The following is a 22,857-nucleotide window of genomic DNA, read 5'->3' on the forward strand; positions in this document are numbered from 1 at the left end:
CTCGTGGTGATCCTGCTCTTCGACGGCGTCCAGAGCCTGACATTCTCGAGCCCGATGGACGTCCTGGCCGAGGCAAGCACAGCAGACTTCCGCTACGACATCAGGACGGTCTCCCGCAACGGCAGGCCCGTCCGATCGTCCAGCAGGCTCGTGGTCGTACCGGACATGTCTCACGCGGACGTGTCCGAGGCCGATACGGTGATCTTCCCGGGCGCGGACGGCATCCCCTCGGCATACCCGGAGACCGCCAGCATCCTTACCGCGCGGGCCACACGGTTCGCTTCGGTGTGCACGGGAGCCTTCGTGCTCGCGGAAACCGGAGTGCTCAACGGCCGTAAGGCGGCCACCCACTGGCGCCATGCCCATGAACTGTCCCTTCGCCACCCGGCCGTCAAGGTCGATGCACGCAACACCGTGATACGGGACGGATCCGTCCTGACAGCAGGCGGTGTCGCCTCCGGCATTGAGCTGGGCCTCGCACTGATAGAGGAGGATTTGGGCCGCGAGACCGCCCAGCGCGTCGCCCGGCACCTCGTCACCTACGTGAACAGACCCGGCGGGCAGACCCAGTTCGCCACGCTGCGGGCGAAGCAGGCCCAGCATCCGGCCCCGCGGGAGGCGCAGGGAAGGGTCCTCGACCGCCCAGCGGGTGAGCTGACCGTAGCGGCATTGGCACGGCACGCGGGACTGTCCGAGCGGCATTTCACCCGGCGGTTCCGGGCACAGGTCGGTATGTCAGCCAAGGAGTAAGTGGAACAAGCCCGCGTGGCATTCGCGTCTCGGCTACTGACCGAGACGTCGAAGAGCACCGAGGCGGTCGCGCGGCAAGTCGGCTTTGGCACGGAGGCCACGCTGCGGCAGGCCTTCGTGCGGATGCTGCGGATCTCGTCGGCAGACTACCGCGAACGGTTCACCTGAGCCGGGATTCCAACTGGCCGGGAACTCGGCGCGTGTTCGTCCCGACTTCTGGACCGGGTGACGAAGGTTCGCCCGTGTGCCAAGTAGATCCGGGAGTTGTTCAATGCATTCTCGTTCGCGTTCTCGTGTGTGGTGCGGTACGGCAGCCGTCGTACTGGGCGGCCTGCTGGTCACCGGCTGCGGCGGAGACGGACAGGTGGATGCTACGGACGCGGCTGATGCCGGAAAGGCTGCCTCTGGCGCCTATCCGGTCTCGGTCACCGACTGCATGGGCGCCAAGACCACGTTTGATAGCGCCCCGAAGAAGATCGTCACCAGTAACGCCTCAAGTCTGGAACTGCTGCTCCGCCTCGGCGCTGGCGAGCAAGTGATCGGCACCGGCTTCCCTCCCGGCAAGGGCACGCTCCCCGACGAACTGGACGCCCAGGCGCAGAAGGTCCAGGTGCTCAGTGACACCGTCATCCCGAAGGAAAAGCTGCTGGGATCCGGTGCTGACCTCTACATCGACACCTTCGCCTCGATGAACATGGGTGGCGGTATGGGCGACGCCCCGACCGACGAGGAGTTCAAGGCCGCAGGAATCAAGCACATCTACCTGAAGTCCACCGCCTGCGCGGCGACGAGCAAGAGCGCACTGACCGACCTGTCAGGTGTCGAGGCCGACATCACCTCCCTCGGCCAGGTCACCGGAACGAGCACCAAGGCCAAAGAACTTGTCGCCGCGATGAAGTCGAAGGTCGACGCGGTGCAGAAGGCAGTCGGCAGCACTGCCCAAGACGCGCGGCCGACGTACTTCTTCTTCGACTTCGATGCCGGAACAAAGCAGCCCATGGCTGTCTGCAACCGCCAGGTCGCCAACGCGGTCATCACCCTGGCTGGCGCACGCAACGCCTTCGCCGAGTGCGACGGCGACTACAAGCAGGTCGGTTGGGAGGACGTGATTTCCAAGAACCCGGACTGGATCCAGCTCGGGGTGCGCAACCGCGGCAGCAAGGCGGCAAACGAGAAGGCGTTTGATGAAGCCGAGGCGTGGCTGAAGTCCAACTCGGCGACCAAGGGCCTCACGGCGGTCGAGAAGGACCATTTCCTGCGTATCGGCTCCGAGCAGACCACCATCGCGGGCGTCGAGAACGCCACCACAGTCGAGACGATCGCGAAGGCCCTGTACCCGGGCAAGGTCGGCTGACCGTGGCGCTCACGGCGGCGCGCCGGAAGGCCGCGCCCACCAAGGAGCGCGGTCAAATGCCCGCAGGACCGCTCGCAGCGGTCCTGGTCATGGCCCTGCTCGTCGCCCTGACGGCCGCCGTTGCCTGGGGCTCAACGTCCATCCCGCCCGCCGAGGTATGGAGCGTGGTGTGGCGGCGGCTATCTGGCGAGGCACCACGCCCCGGAACGAACGATCTCATCGTGTGGCAGCTCCGCGTGCCTCGCGCCCTGTTGGCGGCCCTGGTCGGTGCCGGGCTCGGGCTCGTGGGTACGGCGGTGCAGGCGCTGGTACGCAACCCGCTGGCCGACCCGTACCTCCTGGGCATCTCCAACGGTGCCTCCCTCGGCGCGGTCGCTGCGATCGTGCTCGGCCTCGGTGCGGGTGGATCGCTTGGACTGGGTCTATCGGGCGCGGCCTTCGCCGGGGCCCTGGCCACCTTCGCACTGGTGTGGACGGTTGCCCGGCGGGGCGGCGGCTTCGCGCCGCTGCGGCTGGTCCTGGCAGGAGTCGCGATCGGCCAGTTCCTGTCCGGTTTCACAAGCTACCTCGTGCTCCAGGCTGGGGACGAGCAGCAGACCCACAGCGTGCTGTTCTGGCTTATGGGCAGCCTCAGCGGAGCCAATTGGGAGCTGCTCGCTGTACCGGCCGCGGCGGTGCCGCTCGCCGGACTATGGCTTCAAGCGCGTGCCCGCGGCCTGAACGCCCTGCTGATGGGCGACGAGACGGCCGCGGGGCTTGGCATCGACGTGACCCGGCTTCGCCGTGAACTCTTCGCCGTGACGAGCCTGTTGACCGGCGTACTCGTAGCTGTCTCTGGTGCGATCGCCTTCGTCGCGCTGATGGTGCCGCACGTGTGCCGCCTGGTCCTGGGCGGCGATCATCGACGCCTCCTGCCCATCTCCGCACTGTTCGGGGCGCTACTCCTGGTCGTGGTCGACATCGTGTGCCGTACGGCGATGGAGACGCAGGAGCTGCCGGTCGGCGTCGTCACTTCACTCATCGGGGCTCCGGCCCTGCTGTACCTGCTGGACCGACGTCTGGGGAGCGGCAATTGAGGATCGAGATCAAGGATCTGCACGTCGCCTATGCGGGCCGCACAGTCGTCTCTGGCGCCCACCTGATCGCGGCCAAGGGCGAGATCACCGGCCTCGTCGGGCCGAACGGCAGCGGCAAGTCCACACTCCTCCGCACGGTCTACCGGCATCTAAAGCCGGTCGCCGGGCAAGTGCTGCTGGACGGCGCGGACCTCCAGGACATGGCACCCAGCATCTCGGCCCGACACATCGCCGCCCTCCCGCAGGAACGTGGCAGCGACTTCGAGCTGACCGTGCGCGAAGTCGTCACCATGGGCCGCACTCCATACAAACGGGCCTTCGCCGGGGAGGACGCCACCGACCGTGACATCGTCACCCGCGCTCTGTCCGATGTCGGCATGGCGGCATACGCGGACCGCCTGTTCACCGCGCTGTCTGGCGGCGAGCGCCAACGTGTACTGCTGGCACGTGCGTTCGCCCAGGATCCGGACGTCCTGGTCCTGGATGAACCCACCAATCACCTCGACGCCCGCCACCAGGTCGAACTCCTGGCCCTCCTGCGCACCCAGCGCCGCACAACCCTCGTGTCGCTGCACGACCTCAACGCCGCCGCATCCGTGTGCGACCGGCTCCATGTGCTGCACACCGGGGCAGTGGTCGCCTCCGGGACGCCGCGCGGGGTTCTCACATCGGAGCTGCTGGCGAAGGTGTTCGGGGTGCGGGCCGCCGTGGTCGATCACCCTCTGACGGGGGACCCGCTGATCGCCTTCGACCACCGGGCGCCGGCAGATGAGCCGGTGGTGCAGGCGCGCGCCAGCGGGTGAAGTAGGGCCGGGCAGTCCCGGTGCCCGGCCCGAGAAGCGTCAGGCAGCGATCGGGGCGGCCACGCCGAACCCGGCCTCGACGATCGCAGCCCGCAGCCGCCCGTCGTCGAGGTCAGTGCCATGCACGGTGACCGACTTCGCGGCGACGTCCACCATGATCTCGCTCACGCCTGGGACCTCCGACACTTCTTCCCTGATGCTCGCCGCGCAGTGCTCGCACGTCATTCCGGTGACGCTGTACTGCTTCGTAGCCATGGCACAACTCCTCGATACCGATGAAGCTTTGAGGGCTTGGGGATTCAACGAGGCGGATGTTCAGACCCGCCCCATCCCTTCAGTAGTCGGCTGGGCGGAGCGCTGGGTTCCACCAAGAACGTTGCGCGCGGGGGAGGAACTTCCGCGACGACAGGCCGGAGCAGGAAAGGGGACTCGTCTGCGGCGATCCACGACCACGGCATCGTGCCCGCGACCGCCCGCCAGGGGACTCGATACAGCACGAAGCTGGGCTGCAACCGGTGGGTGATCGAGTAGGCCTTCGCGTGGCTCCACGGCTCCTGACGCTACTTTGCCGTCGGCGGATACGGCTGGCTGCGCTCCACCAGCGGTCCCCCTCGGCGCACTGCCTGACTGCGCCGCCACGCTACGTCCTCCGTACCGCCCGGCGCGACAACTCCCCCACAGCCCCTACCAATTTGGCCAGCGCGGGAACTCACTCAGATTTTCCCCCGACTTGTGGGACGAGGCTGCCGACCGGCAGTCCACCCGCGACGACGAGGAGCGGACACGTGGCACGCAACGACTCCGGCACACCTGTCAGCGGCGACCGCTGGTCGCTGGTCGCCGTGGCGGGCGTACTCGCCTTCGTGGCCATGCTCGACATGAACATCGTCAATGTGGCACTGGCAGACATCGCCGAGAGCCTGCATGTGTCCCCCGCGACGGCGCAGTGGGCGATCCTCGGCTACCAACTGCCTGTAGTTGCATTGCTGTTGCCCGCAGGACGGTGGCTGGACAGCGGCGGTACGCGTACTGCCGTGCTGGTGGCGACGGCCGGGTTCAGCCTGTGCAGCGTGCTGGCCGCCGCCGCGCCCTGGACAGCCTGGCTGATCGTCGCTCGGTTGACGCAGGGCTCCTTCGGAGCAGTGCTGTTCGTGCTGATGCCCGTCCTCGCAATACGTTCCGTACGGCCCGAAGCGCGCGGGCGAGCGATGAGTGTGCCCGCGACACTCGGCCCTCTGGGGGCCGTGACCGGCCCCGCAGTGGGCGGACTGTTGCTGGACCACTTCGGCTGGCAGGCGGTGTTCCTGGTCAAGGTCCCCTTCTGTCTGCTCGCGCTGGTCGTGACGTGGCGGGTAATGCCACCAGACGGCCGGCTGCGGCGGCCGGACCATCGATCGCTGGCGGATGCGCTGCTCTTGGCCTTCGGCGTCACAGCCGTGCTGCTCGCGCTGACGCTCTCCTCGGACGGTCCGGTGGCCTGGCTGGGCCTCGCGCTGATCGCCGCGATGCCGCTGTGGTGGTGGCTCAGGGGCCCGGGCGGGCGCCCGGTGATCAGCGTCTTGCGCGTTCCGGGACTGATTCGCGCACACGGAGCGGTGCTGGCTCTGGCGGCAGGATTCGCTGGGATGCACTATGTCATCGCTTTGCATCTCCAGCGCGACGACGGCGTCAGCGCCACAACGACCGGCCTGACCGTCCTTGCATTCCCGCTCGGCATGGGCCTGGCCGGACCACTCGGCGGACGCCTGGCCGACAGATATGGCACTCGCCTGGTCGCGATAACCGGCGCCACGCTCACCGCGATCGGGCTGCTCCTGCTCATCCCGCTAGGTAACGGCTGGTCACCCGCCGAGGTGGCCTGGCGCTTGGCGCTCGCCGGGATCGGCATGGGCCTGAACGGGGGGCCCACCCAGGCGCTGATCATGGGCACGGCACCACCAGACCGCATCGCCACCGTCGGCTCTACGGTTCAACTCGCCCGCAGCCTCGGTTTCACCCTCGGCCCTGCCCTGGCCACCGCCGCCTGGGGACTAGCCGACAGCCCAAGGGCGGGGCTGGCCCTGGCTGCCACAGCCGCCTGTCTCGCCGCAACTCTCCTCGCACTGCCCTCCCCCGTGCCTGAGCGGTCCCCCGACCCCTCACACACCTGACCCAGGAGACTTCCCCATGTGCGGAATCACCGGCTGGGCGTCCTTCAACCACGACGCCCGCACCCAAGCCCCAGTCATTGAGGCCATGACCGCCACCCTCACACCGCGCGGCCCCGACGCGGGCGGCACGTGGCTGGGTGAGCGCGCGGCTATCGGCCACCGCCGACTGGCCGTGATCGACCTGACCGGAGGCGTTCAGCCGATGACGGACCGGCCTCACGAGCCGGACATCGTGCTCAGCTACAGCGGCGAGATCTACAACCACCACGCCCTGCGCACCGAGCTCCGCAACCGTGGCCACCACTTCCGCACCCGCAGCGACACCGAGGTCGTGCTGCATGCCTATGCGGAGTGGGGCGAGGCGGTGGCCGAGCACCTGGACGGCATGTTCGCGTTCGCCGTCTGGGACGAACGGGAACAGCGTCTGCTGCTGGTCCGTGACCGTCTCGGCGTCAAGCCGTTGTTCTGGGCGGCCGTCAACGGCGGTCTGGCCTTCGCCTCCGAACCCAAAGCCCTGTTCGCCCATCCGGAGATCCGGCCCTGCGTCGACGCGGACGGCCTGCGGGAGGCATACAGCCTGCTGTTCAACACTGGTCCGACAGTATGGGCGGGCGTGCGCGAGGTCGAACCGGGCGGCCTCCTCGTCCTGGACCGTAACGGCATCCGTGAACGCCGCTACTGGCAGTTGGAAGCCGAAACCCACGCCGACGACCAGGACGCGACCATCGAGCGGATCCGCGAGCTGGTCGGTGCGGCAGCCCGCAGCCAGCTGGAGGCCGATGTCCCGCTGTGCAGCCTACTCTCCGGCGGCCTCGACTCCACAGTTCTGACGGCCCTCCTGTCTGACGAACTCCGGCTACGGGAAGGCCCCGGGGCGCGCATCCGATCGTACGCCGTCGACTACAGCGATCAGGCGGCGCAGTTCACGGGCGACGTCCTACGCACCGGCCACGACACTCCGTTCGCCACCGAAGCGGGTGCCTTCATCGGCACCGACCACAGCACCGTCGTACTCGATCCCCTCGCCCTGCTCGACCCCGAACACCGCAAGGCAGTCGTAGTGGCCCGTGACTCGCCAATCGGTGTCGGCGACATGGACACCTCTCTGTACCTGCTCTTCGGAGAGATACGGCAGCACTCCACCGTCGCTCTGTCTGGTGAGGCAGCCGACGAGGTCTTCGGCGGCTACCCCTGGTTCCACAGCCCCAAGGCCCTCGCCGCCGGCACCTTCCCCTGGCTGCTGGTCACCGGCGACGAGGCCGCCATGCCCCTCAATCCCGAACTCGACCTGCGCATAGGCGAGTTCCGCGACGACACCTACCACTCGGCCCTGGCCGCGGTACCGCACGTCGAGGGCGAGACGCCAGCCGAACACCGACAGCGCGAGATGCAACACCTTTCACTGACCCGCTGGCTGCGCCAACTCCTGCACCGCAAAGACCGGTTGAGTATGGCCCAGGGCTTGGAGGTACGCGTCCCTTACTGCGACCACCGGCTGATCGAGTACGCCTTCAACACCCCCTGGGCACTCAAAAGTTACGACCGCCGCGAGAAGAGCCTGCTACGTGCCACGGGCGCCGGACTCGCCCCGGAGTCAGTCCTGTGGCGCCCCAAGAACCACTACCCCGCCACCCACCACCCGGACTACAACCGCGGCCTGCAGAACATGGCCCGCGACGCCCTCGTATCCGAGCAGGTCCGCACTCTGGCCGACGAGACCCTCATCAAGCCCTGCCTCGACACTCCCCCCGACCAGCTCGAATGGGGCCACCGGCTGCGCCTGGAGCGCGTCGTCGACCTCGCCCTCTGGCTCGACCACTACCAGCCCGAACTCGCCCTCTGAGGAGCCCCGTTCATGACCCTCCAGGAACCCGAGACGGCGGCCACTGAAGCCCTGCCCGAGCCCGTGCCCCTCATGGGATGTCCCTACAAGGCCGACCCCTACCCCCTGTACGAGCAGATGCGCACGGCCGGCCCCGTCCATCGCGTCCTGTTTCCCAGCGGCGTCCATGCCTGGCTCGTCACCGGCTACGACGCAGCCCATACGGCACTGAACGACGACCGCCTCGGCAAGAACCACGACCGCGGCAACGACCGCTGGCGCGCCCGCGCCTCGATCATGCCCGAACCCCAGCACTCCCAGCTCCAGGCCCACCTCCTTCACCAGGACCCGCCCAAACACACCCGCATGCGGCGCTTCGTCACTGACGCCTTCACCCCACGTCGGATCGAGAGCCTGCGCCCTCGGTTCCAGGAACTCGCGGACGCCCTGATCGCTGCCCTGCCCGAGAGCGGTCCCGCCGACCTCGTCACGAACTTCGCCGCCCTGTTCCCCTTCCAGGTCCTCGCCGAAGTCATCGGCCTGCCTCAGGACATGGCCGCCCGCTTCGACCGGGACTGGGGCAAGGTCGTCCAGCCCGTCGGCCCCACCGACCCCGGGCGACCGCAGTACGAGGCCCGCCTGCACAGCCTGCAGAGCTACATCACCGAGGTCGTCGCCCACAAACGCGAACACTGGGAAGACGACCTCCTCAGCCGCCTGGTCACAGCGCGCGACCGCCGCGAACTGGGGCAGGAAGAGCTGGACTCGATGATCTTCCAACTCTTGGTCGCAGGACAGGAACCAGTCACCAACCAGATCACCACGGCCTTGATAGCTCTGTTCCGCCACCCGGCCGAACTGTCCCGCCTGCGCAACGACCCAACCCTACTGCCCCGCGCGGTCGAGGAACTCCTCCGGTACGACAGCGCCTTCGAGCTGACCACCTGGCGCTTCTTCGACAGCGACAGCGACCTGCACGGCACGGAGGTCCCCGCCGGCGACTCAGTGATCGTGTCCCTCTGTGCGGCCAACCGCGACCCGCTCCGCTTCAATGACCCCGATACCCTCGACCTCGACCGCTCCCCCAACCCTCACCTGGCATTCGGCCACGGCATCCACTTCTGCCCAGGCGCCGCCCTCGCCCGCGCCGAACTTCAGATCGCCCTCAGCACCCTGCTGGCCCGCCTCCCCGGCCTGCACCTCGCCATAAGGTCCGAGGACATCGAGTGGATCCCCGCCGTCCTCGGCCGCGGTACCAATCACCTCCCCGTCGGGTACGAGCGACGCCTCTGACGCCGGCCGCCGGTTGATCGGGTCCGCACTCACGACCGCGCCCGGACCCGATCCCGGCTCTCCTCCCCAGCACTCCAAGACCTTCCGCCCCACGGCGACTGGCAGCCACCTCCGCCAGAGCGCCATGACGTCATGCCCAACGGAGGAACGACATGCCGCTGACAAGCACACCGGACACCCTCCCCACGACCATCAGCGCCGAGATCCTGCACCTGCTCCTGCCCCACCACCGCACGACAGACCTCGCCGCCGTCACTGCGGAATCATTCCCTCATCAGCTGGCCCAGATCTCAGACTTCGTACGCGCCCGCGCTCCCATCGCCTTCACCCTGCCCGGCTTCCCCTGCAAATCCCCCAACCCCGCGAAGGTCCTCGGCCATCTCCCGGACATGGGCGAACGCCTCTCGCTCACCTTCCTCGACGCCCTGTGCCAGCAGATCAAGCAGATCTACCCACCCGGTGCCCACATCTCCATCTGCTCCGACGGCCATGTCTTTGGCGACCTCATCGGCGTCCCCGACGCGCACATTGACGCCTACTCGGACGAACTGCGCCTGCTCATAAGCAGACTGGACCTCACCAAGCTGTCCGTCTTCGATCTACGGGACGTTCTAGGCGACCTCGACCACGACACGAAGCGCGCCCACGTCCACGACCGCTACGCCCCCACGGTGGACGGCCTTCGTGCCGAATTCCGCACCGACGGCCACGCCCTCGCCCTCTACCGGGGCATCACGCGCTTCCTCGTCGAGGACACCGCCGACTGGACCGGCACCCGCTCCGCCCTCCAGCGGGAATGCCGTAGGCGCGCGTATGGAGTCATCCAGCGCAGTCGCGCCTGGGGCGATCTGATCGCCGAACACCACCCCGACGCCGTACGCCTCTCCATACACCCCCAGCCCATAGGCTCCCCGAAATTCGGCATCCGTCTTCTCGACGCACCCGATGCCTGGACCACACCGTGGCACTCCACTGCCCTGCACCACACCGACGGCAGTTGGAGGCTCATGCCTCACAGCAAGGCCACTCAGCTGGGACGCCTGATCCTCCAGGACGACCGTCCCAGCCACTTTGACCAACACTGATTCCTAATGCGGTCTGTCAAGCCGCGAGGGCCCTGGACTGGGTGAGTTCGTAGCACCGCCCGTCGCGCAGGAGTGCCCAGAGGATGTTGACGCGGCAGCGGCGAGGACGAGGACCGCCTGGATATGGCGCTTGCCCTCGGCCGCTACGGCTTCACAGCCTCCGCCCCAGCCACCGGCGCCCTGCCCGCTGCGCGACCCGGACGCGCCCCAACTGGACGACGCCAGGCAAGAGGACTGACCGCCGGGCAGGCACGCGCCTACCTCATCCTGCAACCGTCTGACGCCTCGCTAGCGCTGCGCGGCGTCAGACGGTTGCAGCCCACCGCTCCCACGTGTCGATCCGGTCCGCGTAGATGCCCTTGACCTGGTCGAGGATCCAGTCGCCGAGGAGCAGGCTCAGTGGCGGCTCGGCCGCATCCACGACGGTGAGGAGGGCTGCGGCCGTGGCTGCCGCGTCGCCGGCCATTCACGGGTCGAACGACGCGTAGACCGCTTTCCGGACGGCGTCGTACTCCTCCATGGCCGGAGCGGCCTTCGTTGCTCCGCGGAAGCCGGTGGTGTAGCTGCCCGGTTCAATGATCGTCACCTTGATCCCGTGCGCGGCGGCCTCGCCAGCTAGGGCCTCGCTCATGGCTTCGACGGCGAACTTGGTCGCCACGTAGGATCCGCCGGTCGGCAAGCTGGCGATCCCGCCGATACTGGACACAGTGAGGATGTGTCCGCTGCCCTGCGCCCTCAGCAGCGGCAGCGCCGCCTGGATGACCGACAGGGTGCCGAAGACATTCGTGTCGTAGTTCGCTTTCACCTCGTCGAGGTCCAGTTCCTCAACCGCTCCCGTGTAGCTGTAGCCCGCGTTGCTCACCACCACGTCCAGTCGGCCGAAGTGCGCGTGTCCCTCGGCAACGACCCGGAACACCGCCTCGCGATCGGTCACGTCCAGCGCGCGCACCAGCACGGCGTCGCCGAAGCGGTCAACCAGATCCGTCAGCCGTCCGGCCCACGCGAGACCACTCCCACAGCGGCTGACCCTTTCCTTCCACTGCACACTGCCCTGGTCCTGCTGACGGCGATCGTCATCGGTCTGACCATCACCATCCTCACCTTCCTCAGCGGCACGTCGGCAGCCGGAGCGGCTCTCGCGGGCCTGCTGAGCACGGGAGCCGGTATCTCCGTGCTGTGCGCACTCAATCGTCACCTGGGCGGGCTGTTCCTCCGGATGGACCCGTCCGTTGATGGCATCGGCACTACAGGTTCTCCCAGTGGCATGTTTGTTCAACTCATCGCATTCTGTACCAAATCAAACCCGGCACGAGAGGCTCAGCCGATGGCTGCAACCGCTACCGAAACGGCACCAGGGGCTGATACGCCCGTCCTGAGTCGCAGCCGGATGAACATCATCTTCGTCACGATCCTGCTCGGCATGCTGATGGCCGCACTCGACCAGACCATCGTCTCGACCGCACTGCCGACGATCGTCGCCGACCTGGGCGGCGGTTCGCACATGTCGTGGGTGGTCACCGCCTACCTCCTTGCGGAGACCGTGTCGACGGTACTTGTCGGCAAATTCGGAGACATGTTTGGCCGCAAGACCCTCTTCCAGCTCAGCGCAATCATCTTTGTCGGCGGCTCAGTCTTCTCCGGCTTGGCAAACAGCATGACCCTCCTGATCGTGGGGCGTGCCATCCAAGGCATCGGTGGCGGCGGCCTGATGGTGACCGCGATGGCGCTCATCGCGGATGTCATCCCACTGCGCGAACGCGGCAAGTACCAGGGTGCGCTCGGCGCTGTCTTCGGCGTGACGACCGTAATCGGGCCTACCATCGGCGGCCTGTTCACCGACCACGCCTCGTGGCGCTGGTGCTTCTACGTCAACGTGCCCATCGCCATCGTCATGATCGCCATGGCGGCCAAGACGATCCCCGTAGTCAAGACCATCGTCCGGCCGGTCATCGACTACCTCGGCATCATCCTGGTGGCACTCGGCGCCTGCGGACTGGTACTGGGACTGGAATGGGGCGGCGACGAATACGCGTGGGGCTCGGCAACCATCCTCGGCCTCTTCATCGGCTCGGTGCTCTGCTTCGTCGGCTTCGTCTTCGTGGAACAACGGGCCGCCGAACCTGTGCTGCCGATGCACCTGTTCCGTAGCTCAGTATTCACCGTGTGCTCCATCCTGAGCTTCATCGTGGGCTTCGCGATGCTCGGCGCAATGACCTACCTGCCGACCTATCTCCAGTACGTCGACGGTGTCTCCGCCACCATGTCCGGGGTGCGGACCCTCCCCCTGGTGGTAGGTCTGCTGGGCACGTCGATGCTGTCGGGCACCGTTGTCAGCAACACCGGCAAGTACCGGATCTTCCCGATCATGGGCACTGCGGCCACGGCGCTCGGCCTGTATCTGATGTCGACGATGGGTCCGGGCACCGGCGTGTGGCTGGAGTCCCTCTACATGTTCGTACTCGGCGTCGGCATCGGCCTAGCCATGCAGGTGCTGACCATCGTCGTTCAGGGCACCGTGGCCTACAAGGACATGGGGGCCGCGACCTCTGGGGTCTCCTTCTTCCGCAGCCTGGGTAGTTCGTTCGGCACCGCAGTATTCGGCACGCTCTACAGCAATAAGCTCGAACCCAACCTCAAAGACGCCCTCGCGCAGGTCCCCGGAGTACCGCCGGAAGCCGTCCAGAGCCCGGCAGCCTTGCGTGATCTTCCCGATACGCAGGCCGCGCCGATCCTCCAGGCGTACGCCGACACCATCGACTTCGTGTTCCTGTGGGTCGTACCGATCGCCGTAGTCGGATTCATCGTGGCCTGGTTCCTCAAGGAAGTGCCCCTGCGCGATAGCGCCCGCGCCTCCGCCACCGACATGGGCGAGGGTTTCTCGGCACCTGACACTTCGGCCGCAGACAAGCAGCTTGAGCGCGCACTGTCCAGCCTCATGCGCAAGACCAAACCCGCCGACCACCTCGAAATGCTCGCCCGCTCGGGAAGCCCGATGACTCCCGGCCAGGCATGGGCCCTCAGTCAGATCCACGTGCGCTCGCGCATCAGGGGTGGAATGTCCTTGGGAGACCTGGCACAGGCCCACCACATGCCTGAAGAGATCCTCGAGCCCGCCTTCAGCAAGGTCGCCCACGTCGGCTATGCAAAGTTCGACGGCGACCGCCTCACCCTGACCCCGGCCGGGCAGGCCGAGATGGATCGGCTGACCCACGCGCGGCGGCAGTGGCTGGATAGCCGACTCGAGGACTGGAATGTCACCGACCCCGAAGACCGGGCTCGGCTGGACCGCGCACTTGATGCGATTGCCCGGCGCCTGCTCGATGAAGAGGCGGCCGCCACGCCGCGGCCAGCAGCGGACTGATCCTCCCTCCAACAGGCCTCGTCCTTCATTGCCCCCAAGGACCCGTCTGGTCATAGAAAGGGCGCAGGGTTCTACCCGCACACAACGAGGGCCGGAAAGCCCGGCCGAGCCTTGGTGCCGCGCGACAGCCGGGCCAGTGGTACTGCGGTACCACTCGCCCGGTGAAGTGCCTCCTGTGGTCCCAGAAAACCAGGTGCTTGTGCCCGTAGCGTCGAATACAGAGATCGCGGAACGGCCGCGGCGGTGTTCGAGGCAAGGACCATCTCGATGATCGAAGCACACGAGCTGACCAAGCGGTACGGGGACAAGACCGTCGTCGACCGTCTGTCCTTCACCGTGAAGCCGGGCGAAGTGACCGGGTTCCTGGGACCCAACGGCGCGGGCAAGTCCACGACGATGAGGATGATCGTAGGCCTGGACGCCCCGACCAGTGGCTCGGTCACCGTGAACGGGCGTCCCTACGACAAGCACGCGGCGCCGCTGCATGAGATCGGCACCCTCCTGGACGCCAAGTCGGTGCACCCGGGACGCAGCGCACGCAATCATCTGCTGGCGCTCGCCCATACTCATGGAATTTCCCGCAGCCGCGTCGACGAGGTCATCGAGATCGCTGGCCTGACCAGTGTGGCCGGCAAACGGGTGGGGGCGTTCTCGCTCGGCATGGGGCAGCGGCTGGGCATAGCTGCGGCGCTACTAGGCGATCCGGAGATCATCATGCTCGACGAGCCGGTAAACGGCCTCGACCCGGAAGGTGTGCTGTGGGTGCGACAGCTGCTGTCGGGCCTGGCAGCCGAAGGGCGGGCGGTGATGCTCTCTTCACATCTGATGAGTGAGATGGCGCTGATCGCCGACCACCTGGTGATCATCGGGCGAGGGCGGCTGCTCGCCGACACCTCGCTAGAGAACTTCACCCGCGAGGCCGGCGGTGGAGGCGTGAAGGTCGTCACCGACCAGACCACCAGGCTGCGGACACTGCTTGGCGGGCCCGACGTCACAATCAGCTCGTCCTCCAATGGGGAAATGCTGGTCACCGGCAGGGAGGCTCGAGAGATCGGAACCGTCGCCGCCGCGCACGGGATCCCGCTGTACGAGCTCACCCCGCAGGCCGTGTCGCTGGAGACCGCTTTCATGGACCTCACTCGTGACGCCGTGGAGTACCAGAGTGCCTCCAACGACCACACCGACGACATCACGCGAAAGGCAGCATGATGACTACCACCACCCTGTCCTCGGTGCCCGCCGCCAAGAAGACGGACCGCAAGGCACCCAAGGTGACAAACCGCCGGGTCCTGCGCTCGGAGTGGGCGAAGTTCTGGTCGCTGCGCTCTAGCTGGATCACACTCGTCGCCTCGGTACTGATCCTGCTCGTCTTCGGATCGATCGCCGCCTTCACCTACAGCCCCGACGGCACAGGACTGGGAGGTCCGCCCGGCCCCGAGACGGGGGCCACCAGTGACGCAATCTCGCTCGCTTTGACCGGCGCCTCCTTCGCCTCGCTGATCGTGGGTGTGCTTGGCGTGCTGATGTCGGCGGGCGAATACGGCACCGGCATGGTGCGCTCCACCTACGCCGCAGTACCCCGGCGACTGCCGGTGCTGTGGTCGAAAGCCATCGTGATCGGGCCGCTCGTCACCGTCGTCACCACGGTCGGCGCGCTGGCCGCGTTCGCGATCGGTTCGGTGGGCTTGGACGGGCAGCAGATCGCCCTGTCCCTGGGAGACGACGGAGTGCTGCGCAGCCTGGTCGGCGCGGGCATCTACTTCGGCATGGTCTCCATGCTGGGTGTCGCGCTCGGCTCGCTGATCCGTTCCACCGCCGGCGGTATTGCCTCCCTCGTCGGGATTCTGCTCATCCTGCCCGGTCTGGCCTCGCTGCTGCCCGACTCTCTGTACGACTCGACCAGCCCGTACTTCCCAAGCAACGCAGGCTCGGCAATCTACTCTCTGCACCAGGGCGCCGACTCCCTCTCCCCGAGCGCGGGACTCGCAGTCTTCGCCGCCTGGGTGGCCGTCGGCCTGATCGCGGCCGCCATCCGGTTGAAGAAGTCCGACGTCTGAGCTGCACAGCAACGAAGATGAGAACCATGAGTCCGCACCGCGCGGCTGACGCCGCGGACCGGACCCCTCAGTCAGCAAGCACGCAGTCTGATGGGCCCGAGGCAGCCTGGGGCAGCACCCCCCTGGGCCAGATGCTGCGGCGCAGGCGCCGGATGCAGCAACTGGACCAGCAGCATCCATGGCTCCTGGACACCGCGGTGGTGCTCGTCGTCGCCTGCATCAGCCTGCCCAATCTGCTCTCCGACGGCGCCGCCAACACACCGTTCACCGGCACCGACACCCGTACGGAACTACCGGCCGCTATCCCCTATCTCGTCACCGTGGCGTTCATCGCGCCTCTGTGGTGGCGCCGCAAAGCCCCCGCCACGGTGTTCTTCGTAACCGCAGGCGTGACGCTAGCTCAGAGCCTCCTCGGTCTGTGGCTGCCGGCCGGCTTCAGCACACTCGTCGCCCTGTACACGCTCGCCGCACATGGCTCGCTGCGGGTGCTGGCGTGGGCCGTCGCACTGGCGATCGTGCAAGTCGTTGCCAGCGTGTGCTTTCCGGTTCCTGTCGAGCGGTGGGTGCTCAGCATGTTCTTCCTGCTGGGGACCGTGACCGCGGCCACGGCTGTTGGTCTCACCATGCGGACTCGCCGCATGTACCTGGCGGCATTGGAAGACCGCGCCCGACGTCTGGAGATCGAGCGGGACCAGCGCGTCCGGCTCACCGCTGCCGCCGAACGCTCACGCGTCGCCCGCGAGATGCACGACATCGTCGGCCACAACCTCTCCGTCATGGTCACCCTTGCCGACGGCGCCGCGACTCTCGCCGCCAACAACAACGAGCGCTCCGCCGAGGCTCTGCGCATGCTCGGCGACACCGGACGCCAGGCCATGAGCGAGCTTCGCCGGGTCCTGGGCGTGTTGCGCGAAGGACCGGACGATACGGCCAGGCCACTCAGTCCACAGCCAGGCATTGATGACCTCGACGCTCTTTTGGCCCGCGTCCGCGCGGCCGGAATCGCGGTGACGTACCGGACCGAGGGAGGTCTCGCCTCTCTCGGCAGCGGGAGCCAACTCACCGTCTACCGCATCGTCCAGGAAGCCCTGACCAACACCCTCAAGCACGCTGGCGTTGGCTCAACCGCCGAGGTCACGTTGACCGCCAACGCCGATCTGCTGCACATCCGTGTCGCCGACACGGGACCCCCACCTGGAGCCGCCGCACACTCCGTGTTGGCCGCCCGGCCCGACGACTCCGGTCATGGTCTGGTCGGCATCCGTCAGCGGGCAGCACTGTTCGGCGGCTCCGTTACGATCGGACCGCGCGAGGACCGGCCGGGTTGGCTCGTGGACGTGCACTTCGACACGTCCAGCGCCCAGAGCCGACACACACCGGGAGAGTCCACGCCATGACCACCGTCCTGATCGCCGACGACCAGCCTCTGCAGCGCATGGGCTTCCGGATGCTTCTTGAGGGAACGCCGGGCATGACCCCAGTCGGCGAGGCCGCCCACGGGGCCGAAGCAGTACGCCTTGCCGCCGAGTTGCGCCCAGATGTTGTCCTGATGGACATCCGGATGCCCGGCATGGATGGTCTGGAGGCCACTCGCCGGATCGTGGCCGCGGGCGGCCGCACCCGTGTCCTCATCGTCACGACCTTCGACCTCGACGAATACGCCCACGATGGCCTGCGAGCCGGAGCCAGTGGATTCCTTCTCAAGGACGCACGACCGGAAGAGATCATCGCCGGGATCCAGGCGGTGGCGAGCGGCGACGCAGTGGTGGCCCCCAGCCTGACCCGCCGCCTCCTCGATGCCTACGCCCACCAGGTTCTCGCACCCGACACCGCCGGTGCCGCCGCGGATCCCCGACTGCAGGAACTCAGCGACCGCGAACGCGAGGTCCTGATCGCCATCGGCAAGGGCTGGACGAACACCGAGATCGCCGAACGCCTCGTGCTCTCCGAATCCACTGTGAAGAAGCACGTCGGCCGCGTCCTCGCCAAAATCGGCGCACGCGACCGCGTCCAGGCAGTGATTGTGGCCTACGACGCCGGGCTCGTCAGAGCCAAGCCATAACCACCTCCTCCACCGAACGAAAGATCTGCATCCACTTTCGGTACGAAACCGTTTCGTTCAGCGGGGAGATGCTCGCGCAAGCTTCGCCGACGCCGGCTCCCCCCACCAGCACATCCCGCATGGAGAAGAACCGCATGGTCTCCGTACTCGTAGTCCACAACCAGTCTCTGCACCGGCTCGCTCTGCGCATGCTGCTAACGGCCGAACCGGAACTGACCGTGGTCGCAGAAGCGGCAAGCGGAGCCGATGCAGTCGCGTTGAACACCGCACTCCATCCCGACGTCGTCCTCATGGACAGCCGTCTCGCCGCCCGAGACGACATCACCGCCATCCGACGCATCACACGCCCCGCACCCCTGCCCCAGGCGCTCGAACCCATCGGGCGGCGACAGCCGTCCGCGCACGTCCTGGCGCTGACTCCGGCCGGCGAGCACGAGTACGCGTACGTCGCCCTGCGCGCTGGCGCCGCCGGGGTTCTGCACGAGGATGCGGACCCGAGCCAACTCGTGGCGGCCATCCGAACCGTGGCGAAAGGCGATGGCGTCATCACACCTACGCTGACACGTGCGCTCATCGACACCGTGTGCCGCCAGCACACCAGCCGTTTCCGCGAAGGCTCCGTGGGGATCGACGCCTTCACCGCGCGTGAACGCGAAGTACTGATCGGCGTCGCCGCCGGCTGGTCCAACGTCGAGATCGCAGCCCGGCTCTTCATTGCCCCAACCACCGTCAAGAGCCATGTCAGCCGCATCCTCTCCAAGATCGGTGCCACCGCCCGGGTCCAGGCGGTGACTTTCGCCTACGAATCGGGCCTGGTCCGCCCGGCGACCCTGGCAGGCCGAACCGGCGCGACCGGTGCAAGCTGATCGAAGGAGCCAGAGTGCCTGCCGTGACACGACCGGTCGACGAAAGGAAGAGGGTGAGCGCGAGCCGACGGATCATTGAGCGGGTGCGTCAGGCCAATCTGGTCGATGTCCCGGCCGTGGTGCGCCTGTTCACGTCTCGGGCCGCCGGTGCAACTCCACCCATGGCACACACGCCGGAGGACGCAAGGGCCGTCCTGCGGTTGCTGCTGGCTCACCATGCACTGGAGGAAGGCAAAGTCTGGGTGGCGGAACGTGATTCAAAGCAGCTCCTCGCCGCGGCCGTGTGGCTGCCGCCCGGAGCTCAGCGGGCCGTGGACCGTTTCCACGAACTGATCACGCGCGAACTGGATATTGCGCCCGATCTCGTGGCTCTCGGCCGAGCGGACGGCGAAGCCTTGGCGCTCACGGAACACGGCCGGCGGGACTGGACTCTTACGGTGGCAAGCCACAACGCCGACCCCGAACTACTCGGCCGTCTGCTGTGTCCCGGGCTGAAGGAGGTGGAACGGCGTCGCTGCACCGTCATGGCGCTGGCCACCTCCGTCTTCGAGGTCGAACAGTTGGAGACACTCGGCTTTCAGGAGACCCGTACAGCATTGCTGCCGTCGGGCGGGGAGGTCTGGCTGACCCGGTGGCCGCGCTCATGAGCAGGAGAGCCCTTCAACAGGCGGGACCCGCGTAGACAATGGCAGCGAACAGCGTCCCATCAGGGGTGCCGTGCGTTCCGCCACTCTGCGGCCGCACCTTCGACGGAGGAATCAGCGGCTTCGCGATCTCCTGCGGCTCGTCCGGAACAATCCAATTCACCTACCCCGCCCCATGAACCGATCAACGACCTCACCTCGTTGGGAGGGCTGGCCGCCTCTCAGTACGTGGTGCAGTCCACGATCACGTCACAGTGAGGATCATCGCAGGGCTGGTGCAGATGCTCATTTGCCAGGTAGGCCAGCGAGGCCAGGGCACCCAGCAGCCCGGGACCGGTGCGGCTGATCACCACGTCCACGCCGTAGGTGCGGTCCTGTTCCAGCGAACGAAAGTACAGACGCATGTGGTCCTCCCCTCATCGGCCTGCTGCCATACACATGACACCTAGCTGCTATCTGCGCGCTACAGCTTCCGGCAACAAGCCGGGGCTGGGTCCGACGTGATCAGAGCAGTGCCAGAGCCGGGCGTGGCAATCAGCATGATGAGGGCCATGGGCAGGGAGCCGTCTTCTCCGATCACCCGCCGGGAGGGTCGACGCCGTACCCGGTAAAGTCGAGCGCCGTCTCGAAGCGGCGGCACGGGTTACCGTGTGACCACCCCACCTAGCCCTCACCCCACTTTTCAAGAGGCCGCCACGGGCTCCCCGGACGGGCTATGCGTGGCATCACCGGGGCCGCCGTCATCGTCCGCGAGCATCTTCTCCGGCAGCACACAAGCGAGCACAAGACCGAGGACGAACACCGGGATCATGTACCGGAACACCGGTGTCAGCGCTTGCTGGTACGAAAGGATCACCGAGTCCTGCACCTTCTCCGGCAGAGCGTGGACCAGAGCCGGGGTGAGGGCTTCAGTGTCCCCGACCGCCTTGGCGGCATCGGCAGTGAGCCGGTCGGCCAGTTGGTCGGCAAGCCGGTGGGTGAACAGCGCTCCGACGCCCGCGGTGCCCAACGTGGCTCCGATCTCGCGGAAGAAGTTGTTGGCGCTGGTCGCAGTGCCCACATCGGCGGACGGAAAATCGTTCTGAACCGCCAGGACCAAGGGCTGCATCGTCAGGCCGAGCCCGGCACCGAGCAGGAACACATACCCGCAAACCACGCTGAGTGATGTCCCCGTACCCAGCGTCGACAGCAGCAGCGCGGCAACAGCCACGAGGGCTGAACCGACGATCGGAAAGACCTTGTACCGGCCGGTCTTGCTCATGAGTTGCCCGCACGAAACGGCCGTGACAGAGACGCCGACGACCATCGGAATCAGCAGGAGTCCTGACTCCGTGGCGCTCACGCCGTAGACCATCTGCAGGTACGTCGGCAGGTAGCCGATGACCGCGAACATTCCGATGCCGATGACCAGCAGCCCGGTCAGGGTGGCGGTGGTGAAGATCCGGCTGCGGAACAGCCACAGCGGGATGATCGGCTCTGCGGCGCGGCGCTGGGAGAGGAAAAAGACCACCCAGGACAGCAAGCCGCCAGCGGCCAGTCCCAGGATGACCGGGTCCGACCAGGCATAGTCCGTGCCACCCCACTCGGCCATCAGCACAGTGCAAGTCACCGCCACCGTCAGCAGGCCGAAGCCGCGGTAGTCGAAGACGACTTCGGCGCTCTTGCGCGGCAGCCGCAGCGCGAACACACCGACTAGGAGTGCCAGTACTCCGACCGGGAGGTTGACCCAGAAAGCCCATCGCCAGCCAATGCCGTCGGTGAACCAGCCGCCCAGCAGAGGACCGGCGACCGAAGACAGGCCGAAGACGGCACCGATCGGCGCCATGTACTTGGCCCGCTGCCGCGGCGGCACAAGGTCAGCGATGATCGCCTGAGAGGTGATCATCAATCCTCCGCCGCCCAGCCCTTGGACTGCACGACCGATGATCAGCATGGCCATGTCTGGCGCCGAGCCGGCAATCACAGAGCCAACGAGGAAGACACCGATGCCGCCGAGGAACAGAAATTTGCGCCCGATGAGGTCACCGAGGCGTCCGTAGACGGGCATGACGATCGTGGCGGCCAGGATGTATGCGGTGGTCACCCACGCCATGTGGTTCACGCCGTGCAGTTCACCGACGATTGTCGGCAGCGCGGTACTCACGATCGTCTGATCGAGGGATGCGAGGAGCATCGCAGCCATCAGTGCGGCAAAGGTGAGGGCGAAGTGAGGCGGCGGGCCGGAGGAGTGGCGCTCCTTCGGCCCTTCGTCTTCCACAGCCGGGGTCAAGTCGCTCAAGGAGAGGCTCCTGACATAGAAGGGCAGAGGGGCGAGACGGCCGGCAAGAGCGGCGAAGTGGGCCACCGGTAGCGCAAGGGCTTGCCCGTGTCGGCTCCAAGCCGCTGCGCCTGGCACACCCTGTTCTTGTATCCCTCATGCCCAGGGTCGGCCTCTCCTGGCTGTCTCGCGTCTCACGCTAGGAGTGGCTGAGCGCAGAACGGTGGTACCAGGGAGGGCAATTCGGGCTCCGAGTGGTACTGCGGTACCACTCGGAGTTGGTCACGTCTCGTCCTTCTGGTTCATCGCGCCCCCGGAGGCGGAGATGCTGCCTGTGAAGAGTCGGTCCGGGAACCGGACCGACCCCAGCCGATGACCCTTGGCACGACTCTCGCCAGCAGGTGTGCCGTAAGGCCGAGTTACTGAAGCGGCGCGGCGGATTGGTGGGACAACCAGCGCCTCTGGAGGGCGCGCCCGCGGTTCGTGAGCCGGTTCCAGGCTCTCGGCGCAGCTCCGCTCAACGCTGTTGCACGCTTTTCGGGACGGGTGCGGCTCTTCTGCAGTGAGCTGGTGATGCCGTGCGCCGTTGCCGTTCGTGGCCGGACGGCGGATCGTCGTGTCCTGGGACGTGGTCTTGGAGGCGGCGATGGTGTCGTGGCTGGAGGAGCTCGATCGGCGGGAGGCCAGCGCGCGGGAGGAGATTGCCGAACTTCGGGACCGGATCGAGGAGTTGACCGCTCGTCTTGCCGAACGGGAAGAGGTTCTGTCCCGGCTGGAGATCACACGGGAGACGATGACCGAGATCCTGTCCGGCGACGATGCGGTCACTGTTGCCGGGGCGGAAGCGGACGCCGACGGTGCAGGGGTTGAGGCGCATCCGTCCCCGGCGGGATCGCCGGTCGGGGTGCGGCTGGTGCCGCAGTGGACGCCCGGACTGGGGGTGGAAGTGCTGCCGGATTTGTATCGGGACATTGTCGAGGTCCTGATGGACGCGGTGCATCCGATGCGGGCGCATCACCTGTGTGCCGCGCTGGGCTTGTCGACGGACAAGAGCAAGGTGGAAGGCTTCCGGTCGAAGCTGAAACGGCTGGTCGAGCGGGGCTGGCTGGTGGAGCAGGGGCCGGGACTGTTCACGCCGGGCCACCTGCTGGCGGCGGACAAGGATGCGCCGGTGCAGACGGAAAGCTCCGCCGTGCGTGGCCGCGCCGGTGTGAGGTCGGGCTCTCGTCCCTAGCGTCGTTGGTGCCAACCAAAACGAGAGCCGAAAAGGCGAGAGC

22 protein-coding genes and 2 pseudogenes are annotated in these 22,857 nt (G+C 67.1%); 17 read left to right on the forward strand and 7 right to left on the reverse strand.

What is annotated here, in order from left to right; translation table 11 throughout:
• The first annotated feature begins 3 nt into the window (after positions 1–3).
• The 5 genes from ACIPSE_RS44305 to ACIPSE_RS44325 all read left to right on the forward strand — a co-directional run bounded on the left by ACIPSE_RS44305 (position 4) and on the right by ACIPSE_RS44325 (position 3,983).
• The gene (locus ACIPSE_RS44305; protein ID WP_401675256.1) at positions 4–750 is read left to right on the forward strand and encodes a GlxA family transcriptional regulator; all 747 of its coding nucleotides are present in this window, start codon (positions 4–6) and stop codon (positions 748–750) included.
• Positions 751–918, forward strand: coding sequence for a helix-turn-helix domain-containing protein (locus ACIPSE_RS44310; RefSeq protein WP_401675259.1), 168 nt, complete (start codon positions 751–753; stop codon positions 916–918).
• A 103-nt stretch (positions 919–1,021) separates the two neighbouring features.
• Positions 1,022–2,104, forward strand: a complete 1,083-nt coding sequence (locus ACIPSE_RS44315; RefSeq protein WP_401675262.1) for an ABC transporter substrate-binding protein — start codon at positions 1,022–1,024, stop codon at positions 2,102–2,104.
• 56 nt (positions 2,105–2,160) lie between these two features.
• Positions 2,161–3,180, forward strand: coding sequence for a FecCD family ABC transporter permease (locus ACIPSE_RS44320; protein WP_401675264.1), 1,020 nt, complete (start codon positions 2,161–2,163; stop codon positions 3,178–3,180).
• A complete protein-coding gene (locus tag ACIPSE_RS44325; RefSeq protein ID WP_401675267.1) occupies positions 3,177–3,983 on the forward strand; it encodes an ABC transporter ATP-binding protein in 807 nt (268 codons plus the stop codon). The genes ACIPSE_RS44320 and ACIPSE_RS44325 overlap by 4 nt, the downstream gene beginning before the upstream one ends.
• A 39-nt stretch (positions 3,984–4,022) precedes the next feature.
• Here ACIPSE_RS44325 and ACIPSE_RS44330 read toward each other — a convergent pair whose 3' ends face one another.
• Positions 4,023–4,238 (reverse strand): heavy-metal-associated domain-containing protein, encoded by a 216-nt coding sequence (locus ACIPSE_RS44330; protein WP_401675269.1) that lies wholly within the window; start codon positions 4,236–4,238, stop codon positions 4,023–4,025.
• A 530-nt stretch (positions 4,239–4,768) separates the two neighbouring features.
• On the opposite strand from ACIPSE_RS44330, the gene ACIPSE_RS44335 reads away from it, so the two are divergent.
• The 4 genes from ACIPSE_RS44335 (at position 4,769) to ACIPSE_RS44350 (ending at position 10,333) form a co-directional block, all read left to right on the forward strand.
• Positions 4,769–6,133 (forward strand): MFS transporter, encoded by a 1,365-nt coding sequence (locus tag ACIPSE_RS44335; RefSeq protein ID WP_401675272.1) that lies wholly within the window; start codon positions 4,769–4,771, stop codon positions 6,131–6,133.
• A 16-nt stretch (positions 6,134–6,149) separates the two neighbouring features.
• Complete coding sequence (gene asnB / locus ACIPSE_RS44340; protein ID WP_401675274.1) at positions 6,150–7,976, forward strand: asparagine synthase (glutamine-hydrolyzing); 1,827 nt, start codon at positions 6,150–6,152, stop codon at positions 7,974–7,976.
• A 12-nt stretch (positions 7,977–7,988) separates the two neighbouring features.
• A complete protein-coding gene (locus tag ACIPSE_RS44345; RefSeq protein WP_401675277.1) occupies positions 7,989–9,248 on the forward strand; it encodes a cytochrome P450 in 1,260 nt (419 codons plus the stop codon).
• Positions 9,249–9,400: 152 nt separating this feature from the next.
• Positions 9,401–10,333 (forward strand): L-tyrosine/L-tryptophan isonitrile synthase family protein, encoded by a 933-nt coding sequence (locus ACIPSE_RS44350; RefSeq protein WP_401675280.1) that lies wholly within the window; start codon positions 9,401–9,403, stop codon positions 10,331–10,333.
• A 16-nt stretch (positions 10,334–10,349) separates the two neighbouring features.
• On the opposite strand, the pseudogene ACIPSE_RS44355 reads toward ACIPSE_RS44350, so the two are convergent.
• From ACIPSE_RS44355 to ACIPSE_RS44365, 3 genes and pseudogenes are all read right to left on the reverse strand, one after another.
• Positions 10,350–10,474, reverse strand: a pseudogene (locus ACIPSE_RS44355) (IS110 family transposase); the annotation flags it as partial.
• Positions 10,475–10,637: 163 nt separating this feature from the next.
• Positions 10,638–10,799 carry a hypothetical protein gene (locus ACIPSE_RS44360; protein WP_401675283.1) on the reverse strand — a complete coding sequence of 54 codons (162 nt, stop codon included), beginning with the start codon at positions 10,797–10,799 and terminating at the stop codon, positions 10,638–10,640.
• Complete coding sequence (locus tag ACIPSE_RS44365) at positions 10,800–11,267, reverse strand: SDR family NAD(P)-dependent oxidoreductase (protein ID WP_401675285.1); 468 nt, start codon at positions 11,265–11,267, stop codon at positions 10,800–10,802. It lies immediately after the preceding gene.
• A 390-nt stretch (positions 11,268–11,657) separates the two neighbouring features.
• Between ACIPSE_RS44365 and ACIPSE_RS44370 the strand changes: the two genes are divergently transcribed.
• The 7 genes from ACIPSE_RS44370 to ACIPSE_RS44400 all read left to right on the forward strand — a co-directional run bounded on the left by ACIPSE_RS44370 (position 11,658) and on the right by ACIPSE_RS44400 (position 19,326).
• Positions 11,658–13,694: an MFS transporter gene (locus ACIPSE_RS44370; protein WP_401675358.1), complete on the forward strand. Its 2,037-nt coding sequence runs from the start codon at positions 11,658–11,660 to the stop codon at positions 13,692–13,694.
• Between the two features lie 267 nt (positions 13,695–13,961).
• Positions 13,962–14,903: an ABC transporter ATP-binding protein gene (locus ACIPSE_RS44375; protein ID WP_401675287.1), complete on the forward strand. Its 942-nt coding sequence runs from the start codon at positions 13,962–13,964 to the stop codon at positions 14,901–14,903.
• On the forward strand, positions 14,903–15,751 hold the full coding sequence (locus ACIPSE_RS44380) for an ABC transporter permease (protein ID WP_401675289.1): 849 nt from the start codon (positions 14,903–14,905) through the stop codon (positions 15,749–15,751). Before ACIPSE_RS44375 ends, ACIPSE_RS44380 begins: the two co-directional genes overlap by 1 nt.
• Before the next feature lie 152 nt (positions 15,752–15,903).
• Positions 15,904–17,148, forward strand: coding sequence for a sensor histidine kinase (locus tag ACIPSE_RS44385; protein ID WP_401675292.1), 1,245 nt, complete (start codon positions 15,904–15,906; stop codon positions 17,146–17,148).
• Complete coding sequence (locus tag ACIPSE_RS44390; protein WP_401675295.1) at positions 17,145–17,813, forward strand: response regulator; 669 nt, start codon at positions 17,145–17,147, stop codon at positions 17,811–17,813. Before ACIPSE_RS44385 ends, ACIPSE_RS44390 begins: the two co-directional genes overlap by 4 nt.
• A 119-nt stretch (positions 17,814–17,932) precedes the next feature.
• The gene (locus tag ACIPSE_RS44395; RefSeq protein WP_401675297.1) at positions 17,933–18,679 is read left to right on the forward strand and encodes a LuxR C-terminal-related transcriptional regulator; all 747 of its coding nucleotides are present in this window, start codon (positions 17,933–17,935) and stop codon (positions 18,677–18,679) included.
• A gap of 53 nt (positions 18,680–18,732) precedes the next feature.
• Positions 18,733–19,326, forward strand: a complete 594-nt coding sequence (locus ACIPSE_RS44400) for a hypothetical protein (RefSeq protein WP_401675299.1) — start codon at positions 18,733–18,735, stop codon at positions 19,324–19,326.
• A 31-nt stretch (positions 19,327–19,357) separates the two neighbouring features.
• Here ACIPSE_RS44400 and ACIPSE_RS44405 read toward each other — a convergent pair.
• The 3 genes and pseudogenes from ACIPSE_RS44405 to ACIPSE_RS44415 form a co-directional block, all read right to left on the reverse strand.
• Positions 19,358–19,486 (reverse strand): annotated as a pseudogene (locus ACIPSE_RS44405) (IS5/IS1182 family transposase); the annotation flags it as partial.
• 58 nt (positions 19,487–19,544) lie between these two features.
• Positions 19,545–19,727, reverse strand: coding sequence for a hypothetical protein (locus ACIPSE_RS44410; RefSeq protein ID WP_401675301.1), 183 nt, complete (start codon positions 19,725–19,727; stop codon positions 19,545–19,547).
• A 278-nt stretch (positions 19,728–20,005) separates the two neighbouring features.
• Entirely contained in the window at positions 20,006–21,601 is a 1,596-nt protein-coding gene (locus ACIPSE_RS44415) for an MDR family MFS transporter (protein WP_401675303.1), read from the reverse strand.
• 565 nt (positions 21,602–22,166) lie between these two features.
• Here ACIPSE_RS44415 and ACIPSE_RS44420 point away from each other — a divergent pair.
• Complete coding sequence (locus tag ACIPSE_RS44420) at positions 22,167–22,814, forward strand: hypothetical protein (protein WP_401675306.1); 648 nt, start codon at positions 22,167–22,169, stop codon at positions 22,812–22,814.
• Positions 22,815–22,857: the final 43 nt, after the last annotated feature.

Origin of the sequence: Streptomyces sp. NPDC090106 (genome assembly GCF_044747265.1) — a bacterium.
Classification (GTDB): domain Bacteria; phylum Actinomycetota; class Actinomycetes; order Streptomycetales; family Streptomycetaceae; genus Streptomyces.